Genomic DNA, 20,393 nt, shown 5'->3' with positions numbered 1-20,393 from the left:
TCGCGGTTGATATCATGACGTGGAACGACATATTATCGATAATCATATCGATAATCAAACGGAATCTTTCATTTCGCCCGCCGGCAGCGGTACGAAGGAGGAAACGCCATTTCCTATCATCTGGACGAACGCGGTCAAACCCTGAGCGAGCAGGTGCATCTCGCGCTCCGGGAAGCGATCGTGCGGGGCGAGCTGGCGCCGGGGAGGCGGCTGCTCGTCCTTGAGATCGCGAACGCGCTCAACATCAGCCAGGCACCCGTCCGCGAAGCGCTGGAGCGGCTCAAGCAGGAGGGGCTCCTCGACAGCCAAAGCAACAAGGGCTCGATCGTGGCGGACGTCCGCAAGGAAGAGATCGAGGAGATCTACGCGCTGCGGGAGCTGATCGAGCTTCACGCCGTCCGGCGCTGCCTGCCCATTCGGCAGGGCGACATGGACGCGCTCGATGCGCTCTATTCGCGGATGCGGGAAGCCGCTGCGCAGGAAGATCATTACCGATTTATCGACCTGGACATGGATTTTCACCGGTATTTTTTCGCCCGCGCGGGCAACCGTACGATTCTGCAGCTGTGGGATCAGCTCGCCGTGAAGCTCAAGCGGTTCATGGCGGTCACGAACAAGCTGTACTTTCCGGATCTGATCTCCATCGCCGAAGGCCATCTCCCGCTGCTCGCCGCGCTGAAGTCGGGCGACGAAGGGGAGATCGAGCGAACGCTCCTCGCTCATATGAACGAGGTATGGTGGCGGATGGACAAGGGCAGGACCCATCCCGCAACGAACAAGGAGGCAACTGACGCATGACGCCTAGCAATGAAGAGAAGACGGCGGCCTTCTGGCCGGAAGTCGTCACGTTCGGCGAAACGATGGCGCTCCTGATCGGCGGCGCCAAAGGCATCGAGCACAGCGCCGGCATGGCCCGCTCGTTCGGCGGCGCGGAGAGCAACGTCGCGATCGGTCTCGCCCGGCTCGGGCACCGCGTCGGCTGGTTCGGCCTGCTTGGCGAAGATCCGCTCGGACGGAGCATCTTGAAGACGATCCGCGGCGAAGGCGTCGACGTATCCCGAGCGCGCCTCACGGCGGAGGCGCCGACCGGTCTCATGCTGCGCGAGCAGCTGGCCGGCCGGACGTCCGTCTATTACTACCGCAAGCTCTCGGCGGCGAGCGGCATGCAGCCCGGCGATCTGGACCCAGGCTACATCGCCGGGGCCAAGCTGCTGCATCTGACCGGCATCACGCCCGCGCTCAGCCCGAGCTGCCGCGCGACGGCGCTCGAGGCGGTTCGCATCGCCAAGGCGAACGGCGTCCCCGTCTGCTTCGACCCGAACTTGCGGCTCAAGCTCTGGCCGCTGGAGGAGGCGCGAAGCGTGCTGCTGCCGCTGGCGCGGGAGGCGGACTATTTCCTCCCCGGTCTGGACGAGTTGAAGCTCCTCTACGATACGGACGACTTCGACGAGATCGTCGCTCGCCTGCGCGAGCTGCCGGGCGTCTCGATCGTCAAAGGCGGCAACGAGGAGACGTACTTCGTCGACCGGGACCGCGTAACGTCGGTGCCGTATTTCAAAGCCCGCCAAGTGGTTGACGCGATCGGCGCGGGCGACGGCTTTTGCGCCGGCTTTCTCGCCGGCCTGCTGCGCGGCGCAGAGCCAGTCGAAGCGGTGCGGCTCGGCAACCTGGTCGGCTCGCTCGTCGTTCAGGTCGAGGGCGATTGGGAAGGGCTTCCGCGCGGAGACGAAGTGGACGCCCTGCTGGGCAAGGAAGCGCATATCGAACGATAACCGGGCCCCTGGCGGTCCGGATGGAGGAGAGAACGGGATGAGAAAGTGGAAGCTGATCGAATCGATCGTGGAACAGGGCGTCGTCGCGGTGCTTCGCGGCAAGGACGCGGACGAAGTGGCCGAAATGGCGGAGCAGGCGATCGCGGGCGGGATCAAGGTCATCGAGGTGACGATGACGGTGCCCTCGGCGCTCAAGGCGATCGAACGGCTGGCGGCGAAGTACGACAGCCGTTCGGACGATCCGGACCGGTTCGCCGTAATCGGCGTCGGGACGGTGCTCGATCCGGAAACGGCGCGTGCGGCCATCCTGAGCGGCGCCGAATTCGTCGTCGGCCCATCGCTGAATCCGGCTACGGTCGCGCTCTGCAACCGGTATCGCGTGCCCATTATGCCGGGCGTCATGACGATCAAGGAAATCCAGGAGGCGCTCGAGCTCGGCGTCGACATCGTCAAGCTGTTCCCGAGCAGCTCGCCGTCGATGATCAAAGCGATCAAAGGACCGCTGCCTCAGGCGAACCTGATGCCGACCGGCGGCGTCACGCTGGACAACCTCGGCGAATGGATCGCCGCCGGCGCGGTCGCGGTCGGCATCGGCTCCGACCTGACGAACGAAGCCGTGCGCCGGGGAGACCTCAGCCTGATCGCAGCCCGGGCTGCCCAATACGTCGAAGCATTCCGGGCGGCGAAAAGCCGCTGACCGGCGGGCTGCGGAGGGGACGCAAAGTCCCGCTGCCGCAGGCGCCGATTTCGCTATGCCGATGCCGTCGCGCCCGATCCTTGTGGATCGGCGGGACGGCTTTTTGTGCGCGGCGGATCTTGCCAGAGGCCGGTCCAGGAAGTCAAAATAATAGAACAAATGTAAAACGCGACGGATTCCTCGCCACTCGCGACCTCTCTATACTAAACGTAGACCACCACAATCCAGCAAAGGGGCAATGAACGTGAGGAAAATCGGACAAGCGGCGCTCGTCTCCTGTATGACGGCGGCGCTCTTGGCGGGCTGCGGCTCGAGCGGCGGCAAGGACGCGGCAGACTCAGGCTCCGCTTCGCCGTCCGGCGGCACGGGCAAAAAACAGACGCTCGTCGTTTGGACGCTGCAGCAGGCGGACACGAACATCCAGGAAGCGCAGGAAAACGCGGCCAAGTCCTTCGAGGACCAATACAACGCGGAAGTCCAGATTACGGCGTTTCCGTACGACCAGTTGAAGAGCAAGCTGCTCCCGGCGGTCGCGGGCGGCGAAGGTCCCGACGTCCTGCTGCTCGACCAGGTGTGGATCGCGCAATATGCGGCGGCAAAGTACATCGTGCCGCTCGACGACTATTTGGCGAAGTCGGAAGTCAAAGCCGACGACTACTTCGACGGGGCATGGGGCGCCGGCTCGTACCAGGACAAAGCGTACGCGGTGCCGTTCGACGTCGGCGTCTGGGGCGTGCTCTACTACAACAAAGACATGTTCAAGGCTGCCGGGCTGGATCCCGAGAAGCCGCCCGTCACCTGGGACGAATTCCTCGCCTACGGCGAGAAGTTGACGAAGAACGGCAAATACGGCGCCTCGAACTGGGCGGGCAGCAGCGAGTCGGTCCAATGTCTCATCGACGCGTTCACCGTGGCGGCGGGGGGCAAACTGCTGGACGACTCGGGCAAGAAAATTTTGATCAATGAAGAGCCCGGCGTGAGAGCGCTGCAATTTTGGTCGGACATGAGCAAGATCAGCCCGCCGGGCAGCGTCGGTAAAAACGAAGAGGACGCGATGACGCTGTTCACGAGCGGCCAAACGGCGATGACGATGTACGGCGAATGGGGGCAGGACACGATCAAGACTCGCGCGCCGAACATGAATTACGGCGTCGGCAACTTGCCGAAACCGGAGGGCGGTCAGTCGATCGGCACGTTCGGCGGCTTCAATCTCGCGATCAACGCCAACTCCAGCCACAAAGAGCTGGCCTGGGACTTCATCCAGTACTCCACCAACTATGAAAACCAGAAGAAGATCACCATGCTCACACCGGCAAACAAAAAAGCGGCGAAGGAATATTTGGACGAGAAGCGCCAATATCCCGACGTCATCTATCAGCAACTGACGACGGCGACCTACCGGCCGAACGTCGCGAACTATCCGGCGATCGCGGATCTGCAGCTGCAGGCGACGCAGAAGGTCATGACGGGCGACAAAAGCCCGAAGGACGCGCTGCAGGAAGCGGCGGACAAAATCAACGAGCTGCTGAACAAGTAAGTCGGCTTGGAACGGAACCTATTTCATAGAAGGCGCTGCCGGATTCGCTTGGCCCCTGTGCAGCGCCTTCTTTTTTAACGGCCAAAACGACCATCGCCCGGCGCAAGGCCGGGCAGGATTCCTTCGAATCGAACGGAACGAACGGGAGTGAAGACATGAAGACACGTTCGACGTGGTTGGGGTATTTGCTTGTCGGCCCCTCGGTACTGCTGCTCGCTGTGCTGTTGTTTATCCCCTTGCTTTACTCGCTGCAAATCTCGTTGCAGGATACGGATCTTTCGCACGGCGCGCCCAAATGGATCGGGCTGTCCGGTTACGTCGATTCCTGGAAGAGCGGCGAATTGTGGAAAGTCGGGAAACACTCGATCGTATGGACCGTGTGCGTCGCGTTTTTCCAAGTCGTCGTCGGCCTTGCGGCCGCGCTCATGCTGAACCGCAAATTCCCGCTGCGTTGGCTCGTGCGCGTGCTCGTCCTGCTGCCCTGGGTGCTGCCGGGCGTCATTGCCGCGTTGACCTGGCGGCTCGTATATGATTCGCAGTTCGGTTTTTTGAACTCGCTCATCGCGAAGCTCGGCTTCGGACAGCATGCGACGGATTGGCTCGGAACGCCGGGACTCGCGATGTTCTCCGTCGTCCTGGCCGCAATCTGGAAAGGTTATCCTTTCGCGATGCTCATGCTGCTGGCCGCGCTCCAGAGCGTGCCGCAAGACCAATATGAAGCCGCGCGGATCGACGGCGCCGACGGCTGGAGGCAGTTCGTCCACATCACGCTGCCGTCGATTTCCGGCGTGCTGAAGACGGTCGTTCTGCTCGTCTCGATCTGGACGTTCAACTACTTCGAGATGATCTACGTCCTGACCGGCGGTGGTCCGATCCGCTCGACGCACATCGCGCCGACGTACATCTACGAATTGAGCTTCGGCCACTTCAACTTCGGCGAAGCGTCGCGGGTGTCCGTCGTCAGCTTCCTGTTCATTTTCCTGATCAGCCTCGTCCTCATCCGGCAAATGCACAAAAACGAACGAAACGGAGGGGCGTAAAAAATGACGATGAAGCGCATCGGACCACGCGTATTGTTTGCGGCAGGCCTGGCACTGCTGCTGTTCTTCACCTTGTTTCCCTTTCTGCAGATGCTGTCGACGTCGCTGAAGCCGGCCGATCAACTGTTTGCAGTGCCGCCGGTCTGGATTCCGGAGCACTTCACGCTGTCCAACTTCACGGCGGCTCTGCATCACCAGCAGTTCGCCCGGTATTTTATGAACAGCCTGTTCGTCTCCGTCGTCACCTGCGTGCTCGTGATCGTCGTTTCGGTGCTAGCCGCCTACGGCTTTACGCGGCTAGAGTTTCCGGGGCGCAAATTTTTGCTGAACGTCATTCTGGTCAGCCAGATGTTCTGCATCAGCGCCATCGTCATCCCGCTGTACAAAATCGTAAGCGCACTCGGGCTGCTGAACTCCTATCCCGGTCTCGTTCTGGCGTATATGGCGTTCACCGTTCCGGTGGCAATCTGGCTGCTCCGAAGCTTTATGCTGAACATCCCGATCGACATGGAGGAGTCTGCGATGATGGAGGGCGCTTCCAAGCTTCAGGCCTTCGTCCGGGTTGTCCTCCCGCTGCTCCGTCCCGGCATCGGCGCGACCGCGGCCTACGTGTTCCTGATGACGTGGCAGGAATTCCTGTTTTCCCTCGTCTTCATGACGGATCCCGCCAAGCGAACGCTGCCGATCGGGATCATGGACTTCAAAGGGCAGTACGAAACCAACTGGGGTACGATGATGGCCGCGTCGATCCTGATCTCGATTCCGGTGTTCCTGCTGTTCCTGGTCATCCAGCGCCAGCTCATTTCAGGATTGACGGAAGGCGCGACAAAAGGTTAAATACTCAGTAATGCACGCAAACAAAGGAGAGCGCACCCGTTGAACATGCACAGTTTGCGTTTCAAGCTGATCGCCTACTTCCTCATCCTCATCTGCGTGCCGCTTTTCATCGTTTCCTTCTTCGCCTACAAGAGCTCGACGGCGATAATCGAAGACAAAGTCAGCGATTCGGTCTCGACCAACTTGCAATTGCTGGAGGAGAGCATCGAGTCGGTGCTGAAGGAGTCGCGGTATACCGTGACTCCCTTTCTCATTAATTTCTCCTATCGCCGCTTTCTGCAGCGGGACATCGATCTTTCCAAATACGAAGACTTGTCCCGGATCAACCAAATCATGGGCGAAATGAACTCGATGCAGATCGCCGGACACAATATCTACTCGATCAGCCTGTACAACCGCCGCAACCGCATGCTGCTCACGTCGGAAAAGACGATGTACGTTTATCCGAACAACGAAGTGCAGCATATCGAGAAGCTGGCGGCCCAAGAGGCGGGAACGCCGCATTGGTTTCTGGAGAACGAGGCGGGGTTTACCTATATGACGCGCAAGGCGAACTACATCACCTATCCGATCGCGCTCGACCCGTCGGACGACGGTAACCTGCTGTTCATACATGTAAGCGAATCCACGATCTCCGACTATATTCAAAAAGTGAACGCCAACGCGGGCGGCATCAAGACGCTCGTGCTGACGGGAGACGGGCGCAGCTTGAGCGAGACGGGAAGCGGGGAGGACGCGTTCCCGCTGGCGCGCTTCGGGGAGATGCCGGCGTTTCTCGCGCAGATGCCCGACATCCGCGAGAAGGGCGAGGGGAGACTCACGGGAGAGGCCGGGGGCGAGAAGCAGCTCGTCGTGTTCCACACGTCGCAGAGCACCGGCTTCAAGTACATGGCCTTCGTGCCCCGCGGAGACTGGAACCGGGAAATCGTCCGGCTGCGCAACGACATTCTGGCGGTCGCCGCCGTCGCCGTAGCTGCCATGCTGCTGCTCGCGTTTCTGTTCATGCGCAGCATCTACAACCCGATGTACCGTCTGCTCAGCGCGATGAAGCAGTTTGTCGGGAAAAAGGACTTCGCCTATCAAATCGAGGAACAGCGCAAGGACGAGTTCGGCATCCTGTTCGCGGGGTTCAACACGATGACCGAAAACATCCAGCAGCTCGTGCGCAACTTGTACGAAGAAAAGCTGATGAAGCAGGATTTCGAGCTGAAGCTGATGCAGTCGAAGATCCATCCGCACTTTCTGTACAACACGCTCAATTCGATCTATGCGATCGCCAAGCTTCACGGGGTACGGGAAGTGACGGAGATGACGCACGCGCTGTCGCACTTTTTCCGCCACAGTCTGAAAGGGGAGGACTGGATCACGGTGCGGGAGATGCTGGAGCACATCCGTTACTACCTGCAGATCCAGAAAATTCGTTACCGGGACAAGTTCGACGTCACCTATGACGTGGAAGACGAGCTGATGGAGATGCCGGTCTTGAAGCTGCTGCTGCAGCCGCTCGTAGAAAACGCGATCATCCATGGCGTCGAGATGAAAAAGGGGCAAGGAACGATCGCGATCACCGGGTACCGGATCGGCGCCGAAGTCGTCTTCTCGGTGCAGGACGACGGCCTCGGCATGTCCGCGGAGCGGCTGGAGGAGGTCCGGGCGCATCTGGCTTCCGGCGACCAGTCGACCGACCGGATTTTCGCGCTCAGCAATGTCCACAATCGGATCAAGCATTATTACGGAGAACGCTACGGGCTGCAAATCTACAGTCAGCCGAACCAGGGCGCGACGATCGAAGTGACGCTGCCCCAACCGCCGGGAGGGAGCCATGTATAGTCTGTTAATCGCCGAAGACGAAAGCTGGACACGGGAAGCGCTGGCGAACGCGGATTACTGGAAGCTGTGCGGCGTTTCGCGCATCTTCGAAGCCGGCAACGGCGAGGACGCCTGCCGCATCCTCCGGGAGGAGAAGATCGACTTTTTGCTGTCCGATATCCGCATGCCGGTGATGGACGGCCTGACGCTGCTCGCCCGCATCCGGGAGTCGCATCCCGATACGATCAAGGTTGTCCTGACCGGCTTCGACGACTTCGAATACGTTCGGACGGCCATGCGGCTGGACGCGCACGACTACCTGCTCAAGCCGGTCAACGACGAGGAGATGCTGCAGCTCTTCCTGAAGCTCGCGCGTCGGCGGGACGAACAGCAGGCGGAGCGGCTCCGGCGGGCGGCCGAGGAGTCCAGGTGGCAGCAGGATCGCCATCAGCTGCGAGAACAGCTGCTCGCGGGGTGGTTCTCCGGCCGCAGGACGGACGAGGCGGCCTTCGAGACGCAGCGCAAGGCGCTCGGGATGGCGGAGCCTCCGGACCGCTACGTGGTTCTCCTGTTAGAGATCGACCGGCGCAGCGGGCTCGAGGAACGCTATGGCCGTCGGGACTTCGAGCTGCTCTCCTATGCGGTCCGCAACATCGCGGAAGAGTATGCGCGGGAGAGCGGATGGCGGCATGATCCGTTCGAGATCGACGAGCGCCTCGCGCTATGGTGCGAGGATGCGGAAGATACCGCAACGCTCGAGCGGCTGCTCGCGCGCATTCGCGAAAGCGTCAAACGGTTTGTCAAGGTGACCGTCTCGATCGGCGTGAGCGGTCGCCACGCGACACTCGGCGAGGCGTTTCAAGCGTATCTGGAAGCGCTGAATTCGCTTAAGATGAAAATGTACTTCGGACACGACCGCGCGACGTTCTACGAAGACGTGACTTTCGAGGAACCGCGCAAGCTGTTCGGACAAGACCTGCAGCTTCGACTGTACAACGGCGTCGCCGCGGGCCGCTCGCAGGAAACGGAGGAACTGCTCGCGGATCTGTTCGAGGACATTCGCCGCCAACGCGTGTCCGCGCGCGATCTCGAGGAGATACTGCGCGTCCTGATGCGCATCCTGCGGGAATGCAAGGAGCCGACGGAAGGCGATGCGGGTGCTTCCGCGGGCGAAGCATGGCTCGCGCAGGCGGGCGCGTTCGATACCTTGGAGGAGATCCGGTCTTTCGTCGTCGGGGCGTTTCGGGGAGCGGTGGAGGCCGCGGCGCTGTCCAAGGCAAGCCGCAAAAGCAAGCTCATCGTCGACGTGCTGCGGTACTTGGAGGCGAACTACGCCGAGGACGTCTCGCTGCAGAAGCTGGCCGACCGGTTCTTCGTCAATGCCTCGTATCTCAGCCGGCTGTTCAAGGAAGAGGTCGGGGAGATCTTTACGAAGTACCTGATGCAGCTTCGGATCGAGCGGGCGCGCGAACTGCTGCGGACGACGCACCTGAAGGTGTACGAAGTGAGCGAGGCGGTCGGCTACGCCGACGTCAAATATTTCAACAAGATTTTCAAAGATTTGACCGGCCTCACCCCGGCCGATCACCGTAGTCTGACAAACTCCTAAAAAGAATAGAAGAAAAGTAAAACCCGTCACGTTACGCGCGCCTGCGCGGACGCTCTATCATGAAGATATCGCCTCGACCGGCCGCTGCCGGTCAAAGCGGGTTCGAACATGACGAGGAGGTCCGGTATGGCGCGAGACGTGACTTTTCATTTTGCGGGACGGACGGCCGTCGTGACGGGCGGGGCCATGGGCATCGGAGCGGCGGCGGCGCGCGCATTCGCTTATGCGGGCGCGACGACGGTCATCGCCGACCGCGACGAGGGGAAGGGCTCGGCGCTGGAGCGCGAGCTGCGCGCCGACGGGCACGACGCCGTCTTTATCCCGGCGGACGTCGGCAGCGACGAGCAGATGGCTTCGCTCATGGCGGCGGCGCATGCGCTGCGGGGCCGGCTCGACATGCTCTACAACAACGCGGGCATCGCGATAGCCGGAGAGACGGCGGCGACGAGCGAGGCGGATTGGCAGAAGGTGCTGAATGTGAATCTCGGCGGCGTATTCCGCGGGTGCAAGCACGCCATCCCCTACATGCAGCGCCAAGGCAAAGGCGCCATCGTCAATTGCTCCTCCACCCAAGCGCTGAACGGCTTTCTCGGCTGGGCCGCCTACAGCGCGTCGAAGGGCGGCATTCTTTCTTTCACCCGGCAAACGGCCGTACAGTACGCCCCGCAGGGCATCCGGATCAATGCGGTCGCCCCCGGGACGATCATGACGCCGATGAACGAGAACATATTCGAGGAAACGGAAGACCGCGAGGCGCTGATCCGGCTATGGAACGAAGCCCATCCGATCGGCCGCTTCGGACAGCCCGAGGAGGTGGCGGATCTCGTGCTGTATTTGTGCAGCGACGCCGCCTCGTTCGTCACGGGGCAAACGTTCGTCGTCGACGGCGGACAGTCGGCGCGCGGCGAATGAGAGACTGAGGAGGCTACCGGGATGAACGACATCACATTCGACTATACGTACCTGCAAGTGGAACAAACAGGCGGCGTGCTGACGCTGACGCTGCGGCGCAAGGCCAAGCTGAATGCGATGAACGCCGCGATGATGGCGGAGCTGACGGACATCTTTCGCCGGATTCACGAGCGCCCGGACGTGCGATCGGTCGTCCTGACCGGCGCGGGCAAGGCGTTCATGGCAGGGGCGGACATCGAAGAATATCGGAGCTTTGATTTGGGGGCGTTTTTTGCGTTCCAGAACAAGGGACGAGACATGTACCGGGCGATCGAGGAGTGCGCGAAGCCGGTCGTCGCCGCCGTCAACGGCTACGCGTTGGGCGGCGGCTTCGAACTCGCGCTGGCGTGCGATCTGATCGTCGCATCCGAGCGCGCCAAGTTCGGGCTGCCTGAGGTGAAGCTCGGGCTCGTGCCGGGCGGAGGCGGAGTGCAGAAGGCGCTACGCATCCTCGGCCCTTACGCGGCCAAGGACATGCTGATGACGGGCCGGTTCTTGACCGCGCAGGAAGGCCGCGAGCTGCGCTTCGTGAATGCGGTCGTCCCGCCGGAGCAGCTGGCAGAAGCCGCGGCCACGCTCGCGTCGAGCCTTGCGGAGCAGGCGCCGTTGGCGGTGCAGGGTCTGAAGAAGCTCGTCAACGAAGGGCGGGATGCGAGCCTCGAGACCGCACAGGCCTATGACCGGGCGTACTTGGCGAATTTGTTCTACAGCGCAGACGCGCAGGAGGGGATCACCGCGTTCGCGGAAAAGCGCCCGCCCCTCTTTATCGGCAAATGAGCGGGGGCGCCCGCTACGAGGCCTGCGTTGAAACGGGGCAGGACGGCCGCACCGTCGTGCTGATGGATCGGGAAACGGATTCGATGGCGGCATTCGCGCCGGACATCGGCTTCAATCTGATCCGCTGCCGGCTGGCCGGGACAGAAACGATCGTGGGGCCGCCGACGCTGGCGACGCTCGCGGCGAGGTCGTCCGAATACGGCGTGCCGCTGCTGTGGCCGCCCGGACGGATCGGCGGAGGGACGTTCGCATTCGGAGGCCACGACTACGCGTATCCCCTGAACGAAGGGGCGAATCACCTGCACGGCGAGATCCGGCGAATGCCATGGCAGATCGCCGCGCTGGAAGCGGACGAGGAGAGGGGCGCGGCGGCGGTTGCGGAGCTTCGGCTGTCCGGCGAAGCCGGGCGATCGGGCTACTACCCGCACGAAGTTGTACTGCGGCTTACCTGGCGGTTGTCGGGTGGACGGATCGAAGGGGCGTTGGAGGCAATAAACGAAGGGAAGGACATTGCGCCCTACGGCTTCGGCTTGCATCCGTATTTTGCCATGCCGGCCGGCGAGGGGTCCGCGGAGTTGGTTGCCCCGGTTGCGCTGCAATATTCCGCGGACGCGGACGGCGTCTTCCGCCGTTTGCCGATCCGCACCCCGCTCTGCGAAGCGCTGGGCGACGGGCTGACGCCGGACCGTCTGCCGGCCGACGTCGACCACTTTGTATTCCATTTGGAAGAGCGCGCTAGATCATGCCGGATCGCGCTCCCGGAGGCGGGTGTCCAGTTCCGCTTCGACTTCGACGAGGCGTTCGGCTACTTGATCGTATTCAAGCCGCCCTGGGCGGACGCCGTATCGCTCGAGCCCTGGACGTGCGTATCCGACGCGTTTAACTCCCCGCTGCCTGCGGAATGGACCGGCGCGGCCGGGCTAAGGCCCGGCGAGCGCCGAACGGCGGCATGGTCCTGGCGGGTCGAGCCGATGACGGCGGCCGGCGCGGCGGGAATGGCAGGTATGGCGGGCATGGCGGGCATGGCGGGCATGGCGGAACCAGCACCGACGAAAGGATGACGACGATGGAAAAAGCGCTGGAAGGAATCAAGGTGCTGGACTTTACGCACCTGCTGCAAGGTCCGTTTGCGACCCAGATGCTGGGCGATCTGGGGGCGGACGTCATCAAGGTGGAACGCAAGGGGAGCGGAGACAGCTACCGCCAATGGTCGTTCCTCAAATATTGGGTCGGCGGTACGGAGTCGCCCTGCTTCCTGGCGTTCAACCGCAACAAGCGCTCGCTCGCCCTCGATCTGAAGTCCGAGGAGGCGCGGGAGATCGTGTACAAGCTCGCCGCCGAATGCGACTTCGTAATCGAAAACTTCCGGCCGGGCGTCATGGAGAAGCTGGGCTTCGGCTACGAGGCGCTGAAGCGAATCAATCCGAAGCTGATCTACTGCTCCAGCACGGGCTACGGGCAGGACGGCCCGTACGCCGACCGGCCGGGCCAAGATTTGATGATCCAGTCGCTGAGCGGCCTGACGACGCTGACCGGCCGTGCCGATGCGGCGCCGACGCCGCTCGGGACGGGCATCGCAGACCAACTCGGCGCCTACAACATCGTCTACGGGCTGCTGTCGGCGCTGTACTACCGGGAACGGACGGGCAAGGGGCAAAAGCTTGAGATCAACCTGTTCCAATGCCTGATCACCCATCAGTTGCAGGAGTTCGCGGTCACGCTTAATTCGGGCAAGCTGTTCGAGCGGCCGCTGTCGGGCATCGCGCACCCGGGCCAGTCGGCGCCGTTCGGCATCTACCGGACGGCAGACGGCTACATGTGCATATCGGTCAATCCGATTTCCGTTCTCGCCGAGGTGCTCGGCGACGTAGGGTTGAACGACTACGACGATCCCGACATGCTGTACGACAAGCGGGACGAGGTGTTTTTCCGCATTCAGGCGACCGTCGTCAAAGAAACGACCGCCTACTGGGTGGAACGGATGCTCGCGCGCGACATGTGGGTGTCCGAAGTGAAAAATCACCTGGAGGTGGAGCGGGACCCGCAAGCCGTGCACCTGGGCGCGTTCGCCGCCTATACGCATCCGACCGCCGGGGTCGTCAAGACCGTGAACGTGCCGGTCAAATTCAGCGAGACGCCTGGGGCGATCGAACGGCATCCGCCGCTCGTCGGGGAGCATAACGCGGAGATTCTGCGGGAGCTCGGCTACGGCGACGACCGGATCGCCGGCATGCGGGAGAAAGGGGTCATCTGATTGGTCACGCTGAAAGGGATGACGTGGAATCACGAGCGCGGCTACGGGCCGCTGCTCCGCCTGTCCGAGCGATTCGTCGCAGGTCGTCCGGGCGTCCGGATCGAGTGGGACCGCCGGTCGCTCAAGGACTTCGGCGATTACCCGGTGGATGCGCTCGCCGAGGCGTACGACATCCTGCTGATCGACCATCCGCATGTCGGGATCAGCGCTATGCAGGGCGTACTGGCACCGCTGGACGACTGGATTCCCCGGGATTTTCTGGACGTTCAAGCGATGCATAGCGTCGGTCCGAGCCACCGGAGCTACGCCTGGGCAGGCCGGCAATGGGCGCTTGCGGTCGACGCGGCCGCCCAAGTGTCGTGCTATCGGCCCGATCTGACCGGCGGCCGGCGCCTGCCAGTTGCCTGGACGGAGGTGCGCGAGTGGGCCGCATCTCTGAACGCGGGACGCCGGGTCGGCTGGCCGCTCTGTCCGACGGATGCGATGTGCAGCTTTTTGTCCCTGTGCGCCAATTTGGGCGGGGAAGCGTTCTTCGACGAACGCGAGGGGATCGCGCCGGAGACGGGAGTGGCGGCACTCGAGCTGATGCAGGCGATGCTCCCGCACCTGCACGAGTCGTCGCTCGCGTCGAATCCGATCCAGATGTACGACCGCATGTCCGCCTCCGACGACATCGTCTACGTGCCGTTGGCGTTCGGCTACACGAACTATGCGCGGACGTCCTTTGCGGGTCGGCGTCTCCGCTTCGGCGACATCCCGTCGGCGACGGGTCGCCCGGATCGGTCGCTTCTCGGCGGCGTCGGCATCGCCGTATCGGCGAAGTCCGCGCACATCCCGCTGGCCGTCGCGTTCGCCATGCTGGCGGCCAGTCCGGAAGCGCAGCGGACGGACTATTACGACGCGGGAGGGCAGCCCGGCCACGCCTCGGCCTGGGAGGACGAGCGAACGAACGCGGACAGCGGCGGGTTTTTCCGGGCGACGCGCGAGACGCTCGAGCGCAGCTACATGCGGCCGCGCACAGCGATCTTCCCGGCTTATCAGGAACAGGCGGGCCTGCTGCTCCACGAGGCGCTCGTCCGCGCCCGCGGAGGCAGACCGTCTCCGGCGGCGACCACGGTCGCGGCGCTGAACGCGCTGTACCGCGAGCTGGCGCGCGTTTAGTCGGCGTTCCGATCGCCGCAAACCTGAAGAGCCTCGGTTCGGCAGCTTGCCGAATCGTGGCTCTTTTTGCAAGATGAGGAAAATGAAATCGAAAGAGGCTAAACAGATGCGAAAAATCGAATAGAATCGTGTTGAATGGCGGAAAAGCGATGGTTTGTATGCGAAAAATCGAACAGATTCGTGTTTTCCGACGGAAAGCGGCGGTTTATATGCGAAAAATCATACAAAGAACCCAACAAAGGGCCGGTCAGCACGACGAGGCGATGCTTGGGGATGCGCAGGCTGACGTTTTTGAGGTTGTTCTCCCGCGCGCCGCGTATATCGATCCATTCCGTCATCGTCTTTGTTCCTCCTCGGCGCTCGCAGTCACGAGGGACATCCCGTACCGGTCGGGATAGACCAGCTTGAAGCCGGCTTGCTGATAAAGCGGAAGAGCGGAGAGGGAAGCCATGACAGTCACGTCGGCCTCCCGCGTCGCGGCGCGGTTCAAGAAATCCGCGACCTCCGCCAGCAGGAGCGCCTCGATTCCTTGGTCCTGACGGGCGGGAAGGACGACGAGATCGACGACCTGCCAATGCAAGCCTCCGTCCCCGATTACCCGCGCCATGCCGATGCATTCGCCAAGCTCGTCGCGAGCGACGACCGAAAAAAGGGAATGGCGCAGCGCGATTTCGGCGGATGCTTCGTCGCTCCGCGTTAGTCCGGCCGCCGACCGCAAGCTCAGGTACGTCGGGGCGTCCGGGATTTCATGCCGAATGTTCATGATTTTGCTCCTTTCAGATTCGATTCAACTTAGATCATACAACACTGATGCAAGTGATAAGGTCGTTGTGCATGATCGCTCGCTTGCCGGGTGGAAAGCCGAGAAAAGCACTTTAAGCTTTTGCTCCAGCGTTTGTATGCGGAGGGACGATCCGGTATAGTGGAAGCAAACGAAACGAGAACGGAGGCGGACGATGCGTCGCTATAAACCGATCCAGATCGCCCGCGCGCTCGGGATCAGCACCAGCGCCTTGCGCCATTACGAAGCCTGGGATCTCGTGCCTCTTCCCGAACGGGACGCCAACGGCTATCGGCTCTACTCAGAGGTGCATCTGGCGTATTTCCGCTGTCTGCGCGCCCTGTTCGCGGGTTTTGGCGTACCCGTCACGAGGCAGGTATTGCGCCATATCCGGGAAGGAGATGCCGATGCCGCCTTGTGGCTCGTGAATCGGGAACAGGCCCATCTCCACCGCGAGAAAGAAATCGCCGACGAGACGCTCGCGCTGCTGCGGGATCCTACGCTGCCGCTCTCCGGCCACCGCAAGCCGAAAAGCCGCATGACGATCGGCGAGGTCGCAGAACTGGCCGACGTGCCGACTTCGGCGATCCGCCATTGGGAGAAGGAAGGGCTGCTGACGCCCGATCGCGATCCCGAAAACGGGTATAGGCTGTTCACGCCAACGCACGTCCGTCAAATCCTGCTCATCCGCACGCTGCGCCGCACGGTGTACTTCCTCGACCGTATGAAAGAAATCGTCAAATCCGTCGAGCATCACAGTATCGAACAAGCCCGTAAAGTGTACGAAAACGCGCTGGTCAGCATTCACGGGCGGAACCGGCTCCAATACGAGGCTGTCGGCGAGATGGTCGCGCTCTGCCGGACGCTCGGGCTGTGGACGAAGGCGCCCGAGTGCTGAGCGCCCAAGCTGGATGCGAAGGTCGTTAACGGGATTAACGGCCTTTTAGGCTTGCGCGAGAACGACAACGGCAGCAGCGCCGTAGGGAAGGGATTCGGATCCCGTTATATATTTAATACAGTTAATTAATGCGCAAGCAATTAACCACATACTTAATAACATTAATTAATTTGGTCCGTCGATGCCTTGCGATTCCTGCCTGTCGCTGAGGCGGCTGGACATACGCCGTTTCGGCGATACTGTCAGCAAAGACCGCCGATCGCCCGTATCGGCCGGACGGGAGGCCGCCGTTATCCCGAACTTAGCCGACATCGCAGCCGCCGTCACGCACGCGAAAGGCAGAAAGACGCTTTATCATTTCACCCGGGCGAGCAATTTGCCCGCCATGGCCGAGCGGGATGCGCTGCGGTCGAGCGCCCGTCTGCTCCCGGCGGAAGCGGGCAGGCGACGGGAGGCTCCGACCATGGCGAGGATGGGCGCGCACGCGGCGACGCTCAACGCGCATCTGAGGATTCCGGACGCCATGCTGGAGGAAGGATGTTCGCAGGAAACGTTCCGCGAAAGTTTGGACCGCCACGTCTTCTTCTGGCCGACGATCCGGAACTGCCGCGCGATGTGGGAGATGTACGGCCGCCGGGAGCCGGAGGAGACGTTCGCGGTGCTAGCGTTGGATGCGCATTCGTTGCTGGCGGCGCACGCCGCCAAGGTGAAGCTGTCCAAATACGATTCCGGCAGCGCTCCCCGCTTTCCCCATCGTTGCCGATACCGGAAAAGCCCGGCCTTGTTTCTGCCGTTGGCGGACTTCGGTCATGTCAGGGATGGACCCGTTCCGCTGAAGCCTTCCGACATCCGCGAAATTTTGGTCGAGGGTGAAGTCGCCCCGCTCTCCGCTTTTTTGCAAGCCGTCTACGTCACGCCCGTGTCCTCGGCACCGGAGCGATGGCTGGATTTGACGAGGCCGGCCGAGGTGTTGTTCGGATGAATGCGCCAAGGCGTTCGGGCAGATTCGCCGATCGTGCCTGTTCCATTTTGCTTCGCCGGCATCGGACCCCTGCAAGCCAAAAAGCGAAAAAAGCCTCCCAGCCGTAGGATCGGTAGGGAGGCTTTATGAATCTATTCTTCTGCGTGAATTCGCTATCGAACAAACACCGGAGGAAGAGAATCAGGCGTTCTGCTCCAAGCTGAACTGCCATTGGATGCCGAACTTGTCCGTCAACTGACCGTAGCAAGGGCTCCACGGCATGGCCTGAAGATCGAGGAGGACCGAGCCGCCTTCCTTGAGCTTGGCGAAGGCATCGCGCAGCGCCTGCTCGTCCGTCAGCACGAGCGCTAGCGAGAAGTTGTTGCCAGCTTCGAACGGCATGCCCGGGAACGTGTCGGAGAACATCAGATCGCTGCCGCCGATCCGCAGGCGCGCATGCATGATGAGATTTTCCGCACCGGGCGGCAGAGGGTGCTCCGGATTCGCGGGCATCGATCCGAACGTCATCAGCTCGGGGGCCGGGAGTCCGAATACGTCCGCATAGAAATGGACGACCTCGCGGGTGTTGCCGTTAAAGTTCAAGTAAGCATTCAGCGGCATGTCGTTTCGCTCCTTTGCTGGGTGGATTTCGTTCTTATCGTACCAGTCGTCGCGCGCGATTGCAAACGTACGTTCTTCATCGGGGAGAAGAAAAGGATTGACAGCCGTCCGCATGCCCCTTACGATGTAGGCGCGGATAATTGGATCATCCAATGAGCAAGGAAACGTCCATGAAGACGGGAAGGGCAAACCGATGACGATTCAAAAAATCAAGTACCATCGCGTCTACGAGGACGTAATCGAACAGATCGAACGCCTCATCGCAGAGGGCGAACTGTCGCCCGGCGACGCGTTGCCGACCGAGCGGGAGCTCGCGCAGGCGTTCGGCATCAGCCGAGGCACGCTGCGCGAGGCGTTCCGCATCCTCGAACGCGAAGGGCTGATCGAGACCCGCCCGGGAGGCGGCAGATCCGTCGCACGGCGGCTGGGCGAAGCGGAGGACCGCAAGGCGCTCCTCGACCGGATCGAACGGGCGACGATTCTCGAGCTGCTGGAAGCGAGGGCGCTGTTCGAAGCCGGCATCGTGGAGCTCGCGGCCGAACGGGCGTCGGAGGAAGACTTGGAGGAGATCGGACGCGCGCTCGCGCGGTGGGGGACGATCGAGCGCGCCGGCGAAGAGCAGGGAACGCCGGATCAGGCGTTCCACATGTCGATCGCGCGTGCGAGCCGCAACGTCGTGCTCGTCAACCTGATCGAGCTGCACATGGATCTGCTGCGCAGGACGATGTGCAAGACGGCGGCGATTCCCGGACGCCATGCGGACGTCTACCGGGAACATGCCGCAATCTACGAAGCGATCCGGTCCCGGGATCCCGCGCGGGCGAAGGAAGCGCTCCTCGCGCACCTCGCCCAGGTGAAGCGTCATGTGATGCGGCAGGAGGAGCCGATCGTCAATGGGTGAAGCTCGCCCTCTTTTGCCATAATTGGATCATCCAATTACCCAAAAAATGAAAGCGGATACGAAATCATCATTCGATCCCAACATGGAGGAGGCAGCGCGCGTGAACGAAGACGAATTCAAAATTTTGGCCCCTTGCGGCATGCTGGGTTACGGCTTTCCCGAATCGTCGTTCGAGGAAGGAATGGCCCGCCGCCCGGATGCGATTGTCGTCGACGCCGGATCGACCGACGCCGGTCCCCACAAGCTGGGCGCGGGGACGGCCATCGTCAGCAGACAGGCCTGCAAGAAGGATCTCGAGATCATCCTGACGCACGGCGTCCAAGCGGGCATCCCGATCCTCATCGGCTCGGCCGGCGGCAGCGGGGCGAGGGTCCATGTGGAATGGACGCGGGACATCGTGCGGGAGATTGTCCGCGAGCACGGATGGACCGGCGTCAAGCTCGCCGTCATCTGGGCCGATATTCCGAAGGAGGCTGTTGAGAAGAGCCTGGCAGCCGGGCGCTGCGAGCCGCTCGGGATCGCCGTTCCGGCGCTAACGCCGGAGCGGCTTGAAGCCACAACCCGAATCGTGGCCCAAATGGGACACGAGCCGATCGTGCAAGCGCTGGAGGCCGGCGCGGACATGATCATTTGCGGGAGAGCCTACGACCCTTCGCCATTCGCCGCGCCGGCTATCCGCCGCGGCTTCGACGCCGGGCTTGCCTATCATATGGGCAAAATCCTGGAATGCGCCGCGCTGGCCGCAGCGCCAGGGACGACGAAGGACTGCATGCTCGGCACGCTGCGCGGAGATTCGTTCGTCGTGCAGCCGCTCAGCGCGGCCCGCCGCTGCACGAGCGTCTCCGTCGCGGCGCATACGTTCTACGAGAAAGACCACCCGTATATCCTGCGCGGTCCCGGGCACGTGCTGCATCTGGGGGACTGCACGTTCGAGGAGCGGGGGGACGGGAGCGTCGAAGTGCGCGGCAGCCGGCTCGAGCGGACGCCGACTTACAAGATCAAGCTCGAAGGCGCCATGCATGCCGCCTATCGCACCTTTGTCGTCGCCGGCGTCCGCGATCCGCTGCTCGTCTCGCGAATCGAGGAGGTGGAGCGCCTCGTCGAGGCGCAGGTCCGCGAATATTACGGCGACGTCCCGGCGGACGATTACCGCATTCAGTTTCTGAACTACGGCTTGAACGGCGTCATGGGCGACCTGGAACCGAATCGGTCTCCTGCCCACGAGCTTGGCGTCGTCTTCGAGGTGGCGGCCAAAACGCAGGAGTTGGCCAACACCGTCTGCGCCACGCTCCGATCGACGTTTCTGCACTACGGGTACGAAGGGCGCAAGTCGACGGCCGGCAACCTTGCCTTCCCGTTCGCGCCGAGCGACGTTCCGTTTGGCCCGGTGTACGCGTTTTCCGTCTATCACCTGATGGAAGCGGCGGACCCGCTATCATGGTTTCCGATCGAATACGAGGAGGTGCGGGCATGAGGCTGTACGAAGCGGCCAAGGTGCTGCGCAGCAAAAACAGCGGCCCGTTCGAGCTGACGCTCGACGTGCTGTTCGAGGACGCGGACTTGTATCGCCGGGTCAAGACGCTCGGCCTGATCGACCGCAAGACGATTTCCGAGTTGTACCAAATTCCGGAAGACCGGATTACGCAGCTCGTCTATTTCGATCCCGCGCTTGGCATTAAGATCACCCTTGCCCGCAAGGTGTCCTCGGGCACGTTCCCCGACCGCGACGTCTATGGCGCCCAGCAGCACGCGCCGCTCATGGCGCTCGAGCTGCCGCTCTGAAGGAG

21 protein-coding genes are annotated in these 20,393 nt (G+C 62.2%); 18 read left to right on the top strand and 3 right to left on the bottom strand.

Features of this window, described 5'->3' with window-relative positions; genetic code table 11:
• The first annotated feature begins 153 nt into the window (after positions 1–153).
• The 13 genes from LKX83_RS09360 (at position 154) to LKX83_RS09300 (ending at position 14,444) form a co-directional block, all read left to right on the top strand.
• The gene (locus LKX83_RS09360; RefSeq protein WP_227881907.1) at positions 154–798 is read left to right on the top strand and encodes a GntR family transcriptional regulator; all 645 of its coding nucleotides are present in this window, start codon (positions 154–156) and stop codon (positions 796–798) included.
• Positions 795–1,772, top strand: a complete 978-nt coding sequence (locus LKX83_RS09355; RefSeq protein ID WP_227881906.1) for a sugar kinase — start codon at positions 795–797, stop codon at positions 1,770–1,772. Before LKX83_RS09360 ends, LKX83_RS09355 begins: the two co-directional genes overlap by 4 nt.
• Positions 1,773–1,809: 37 nt before the next feature.
• Positions 1,810–2,469, top strand: coding sequence for a bifunctional 2-keto-4-hydroxyglutarate aldolase/2-keto-3-deoxy-6-phosphogluconate aldolase (locus LKX83_RS09350; protein WP_227881905.1), 660 nt, complete (start codon positions 1,810–1,812; stop codon positions 2,467–2,469).
• Positions 2,470–2,713: 244 nt separating this feature from the next.
• Complete coding sequence (locus LKX83_RS09345; RefSeq protein ID WP_227881904.1) at positions 2,714–4,006, top strand: ABC transporter substrate-binding protein; 1,293 nt, start codon at positions 2,714–2,716, stop codon at positions 4,004–4,006.
• A 155-nt stretch (positions 4,007–4,161) separates the two neighbouring features.
• Positions 4,162–5,046, top strand: a complete 885-nt coding sequence (locus tag LKX83_RS09340) for a carbohydrate ABC transporter permease (RefSeq protein WP_227881903.1) — start codon at positions 4,162–4,164, stop codon at positions 5,044–5,046.
• Positions 5,047–5,049: 3 nt separating this feature from the next.
• Positions 5,050–5,883 carry a carbohydrate ABC transporter permease gene (locus LKX83_RS09335; RefSeq protein ID WP_227881902.1) on the top strand — a complete coding sequence of 278 codons (834 nt, stop codon included), beginning with the start codon at positions 5,050–5,052 and terminating at the stop codon, positions 5,881–5,883.
• A gap of 45 nt (positions 5,884–5,928) precedes the next feature.
• Complete coding sequence (locus tag LKX83_RS09330; RefSeq protein ID WP_227881947.1) at positions 5,929–7,713, top strand: sensor histidine kinase; 1,785 nt, start codon at positions 5,929–5,931, stop codon at positions 7,711–7,713.
• The gene (locus LKX83_RS09325) at positions 7,706–9,301 is read left to right on the top strand and encodes a response regulator (RefSeq protein ID WP_227881901.1); all 1,596 of its coding nucleotides are present in this window, start codon (positions 7,706–7,708) and stop codon (positions 9,299–9,301) included. The genes LKX83_RS09330 and LKX83_RS09325 overlap by 8 nt, the downstream gene beginning before the upstream one ends.
• A gap of 126 nt (positions 9,302–9,427) precedes the next feature.
• Complete coding sequence (locus LKX83_RS09320) at positions 9,428–10,213, top strand: SDR family NAD(P)-dependent oxidoreductase (RefSeq protein WP_227881900.1); 786 nt, start codon at positions 9,428–9,430, stop codon at positions 10,211–10,213.
• A 21-nt stretch (positions 10,214–10,234) separates the two neighbouring features.
• Complete coding sequence (locus tag LKX83_RS09315; RefSeq protein ID WP_227881899.1) at positions 10,235–11,029, top strand: enoyl-CoA hydratase/isomerase family protein; 795 nt, start codon at positions 10,235–10,237, stop codon at positions 11,027–11,029.
• A gap of 62 nt (positions 11,030–11,091) precedes the next feature.
• On the top strand, positions 11,092–12,090 hold the full coding sequence (locus tag LKX83_RS09310; protein WP_227881946.1) for an aldose 1-epimerase: 999 nt from the start codon (positions 11,092–11,094) through the stop codon (positions 12,088–12,090).
• 5 nt (positions 12,091–12,095) lie between these two features.
• Positions 12,096–13,283 (top strand): CaiB/BaiF CoA transferase family protein, encoded by a 1,188-nt coding sequence (locus LKX83_RS09305; protein ID WP_227881898.1) that lies wholly within the window; start codon positions 12,096–12,098, stop codon positions 13,281–13,283.
• Positions 13,284–14,444, top strand: a complete 1,161-nt coding sequence (locus LKX83_RS09300; RefSeq protein ID WP_227881897.1) for an ABC transporter substrate-binding protein — start codon at positions 13,284–13,286, stop codon at positions 14,442–14,444. It abuts the gene before it with no gap.
• Positions 14,445–14,542: 98 nt separating this feature from the next.
• Here LKX83_RS09300 and LKX83_RS09295 read toward each other — a convergent pair whose 3' ends face one another.
• Both LKX83_RS09295 and LKX83_RS09290 read right to left on the bottom strand, forming a co-directional pair.
• Complete coding sequence (locus LKX83_RS09295) at positions 14,543–14,782, bottom strand: hypothetical protein (protein WP_227881896.1); 240 nt, start codon at positions 14,780–14,782, stop codon at positions 14,543–14,545.
• Positions 14,779–15,207, bottom strand: a complete 429-nt coding sequence (locus LKX83_RS09290) for a GNAT family N-acetyltransferase (protein WP_227881895.1) — start codon at positions 15,205–15,207, stop codon at positions 14,779–14,781. Before LKX83_RS09290 ends, LKX83_RS09295 begins: the two co-directional genes overlap by 4 nt.
• 193 nt (positions 15,208–15,400) lie before the next feature.
• On the opposite strand from LKX83_RS09290, the gene LKX83_RS09285 reads away from it, so the two are divergent.
• Both LKX83_RS09285 and LKX83_RS09280 read left to right on the top strand, forming a co-directional pair.
• Positions 15,401–16,123, top strand: coding sequence for a TioE family transcriptional regulator (locus tag LKX83_RS09285; RefSeq protein ID WP_227881894.1), 723 nt, complete (start codon positions 15,401–15,403; stop codon positions 16,121–16,123).
• Positions 16,124–16,304: 181 nt separating this feature from the next.
• Entirely contained in the window at positions 16,305–17,105 is an 801-nt protein-coding gene (locus tag LKX83_RS09280; protein WP_227881893.1) for a DUF7002 family protein, read from the top strand.
• A 180-nt stretch (positions 17,106–17,285) separates the two neighbouring features.
• On the opposite strand, the gene LKX83_RS09275 is transcribed toward LKX83_RS09280, so the two are convergent.
• The gene (locus LKX83_RS09275; protein ID WP_227881892.1) at positions 17,286–17,705 is read right to left on the bottom strand and encodes a VOC family protein; all 420 of its coding nucleotides are present in this window, start codon (positions 17,703–17,705) and stop codon (positions 17,286–17,288) included.
• A gap of 193 nt (positions 17,706–17,898) precedes the next feature.
• On the opposite strand from LKX83_RS09275, the gene LKX83_RS09270 reads away from it, so the two are divergent.
• The 3 genes from LKX83_RS09270 (at position 17,899) to LKX83_RS09260 (ending at position 20,388) form a co-directional block, all read left to right on the top strand.
• Positions 17,899–18,606, top strand: a complete 708-nt coding sequence (locus LKX83_RS09270) for a FadR/GntR family transcriptional regulator (protein WP_227881891.1) — start codon at positions 17,899–17,901, stop codon at positions 18,604–18,606.
• A 100-nt stretch (positions 18,607–18,706) separates the two neighbouring features.
• Positions 18,707–20,080 carry an acyclic terpene utilization AtuA family protein gene (locus LKX83_RS09265; RefSeq protein WP_227881890.1) on the top strand — a complete coding sequence of 458 codons (1,374 nt, stop codon included), beginning with the start codon at positions 18,707–18,709 and terminating at the stop codon, positions 20,078–20,080.
• Entirely contained in the window at positions 20,077–20,388 is a 312-nt protein-coding gene (locus tag LKX83_RS09260) for a DUF4387 domain-containing protein (protein WP_227881889.1), read from the top strand. The genes LKX83_RS09265 and LKX83_RS09260 overlap by 4 nt, the downstream gene beginning before the upstream one ends.
• The last annotated feature ends 5 nt before the right edge of the window (positions 20,389–20,393 follow it).

Source organism: Cohnella baijiui (assembly GCF_020731285.1).
Taxonomy (GTDB): Bacteria; Bacillota; Bacilli; order Paenibacillales; family Paenibacillaceae; genus Cohnella.
This window is presented reverse-complemented; position numbering and strand designations above follow the sequence as displayed.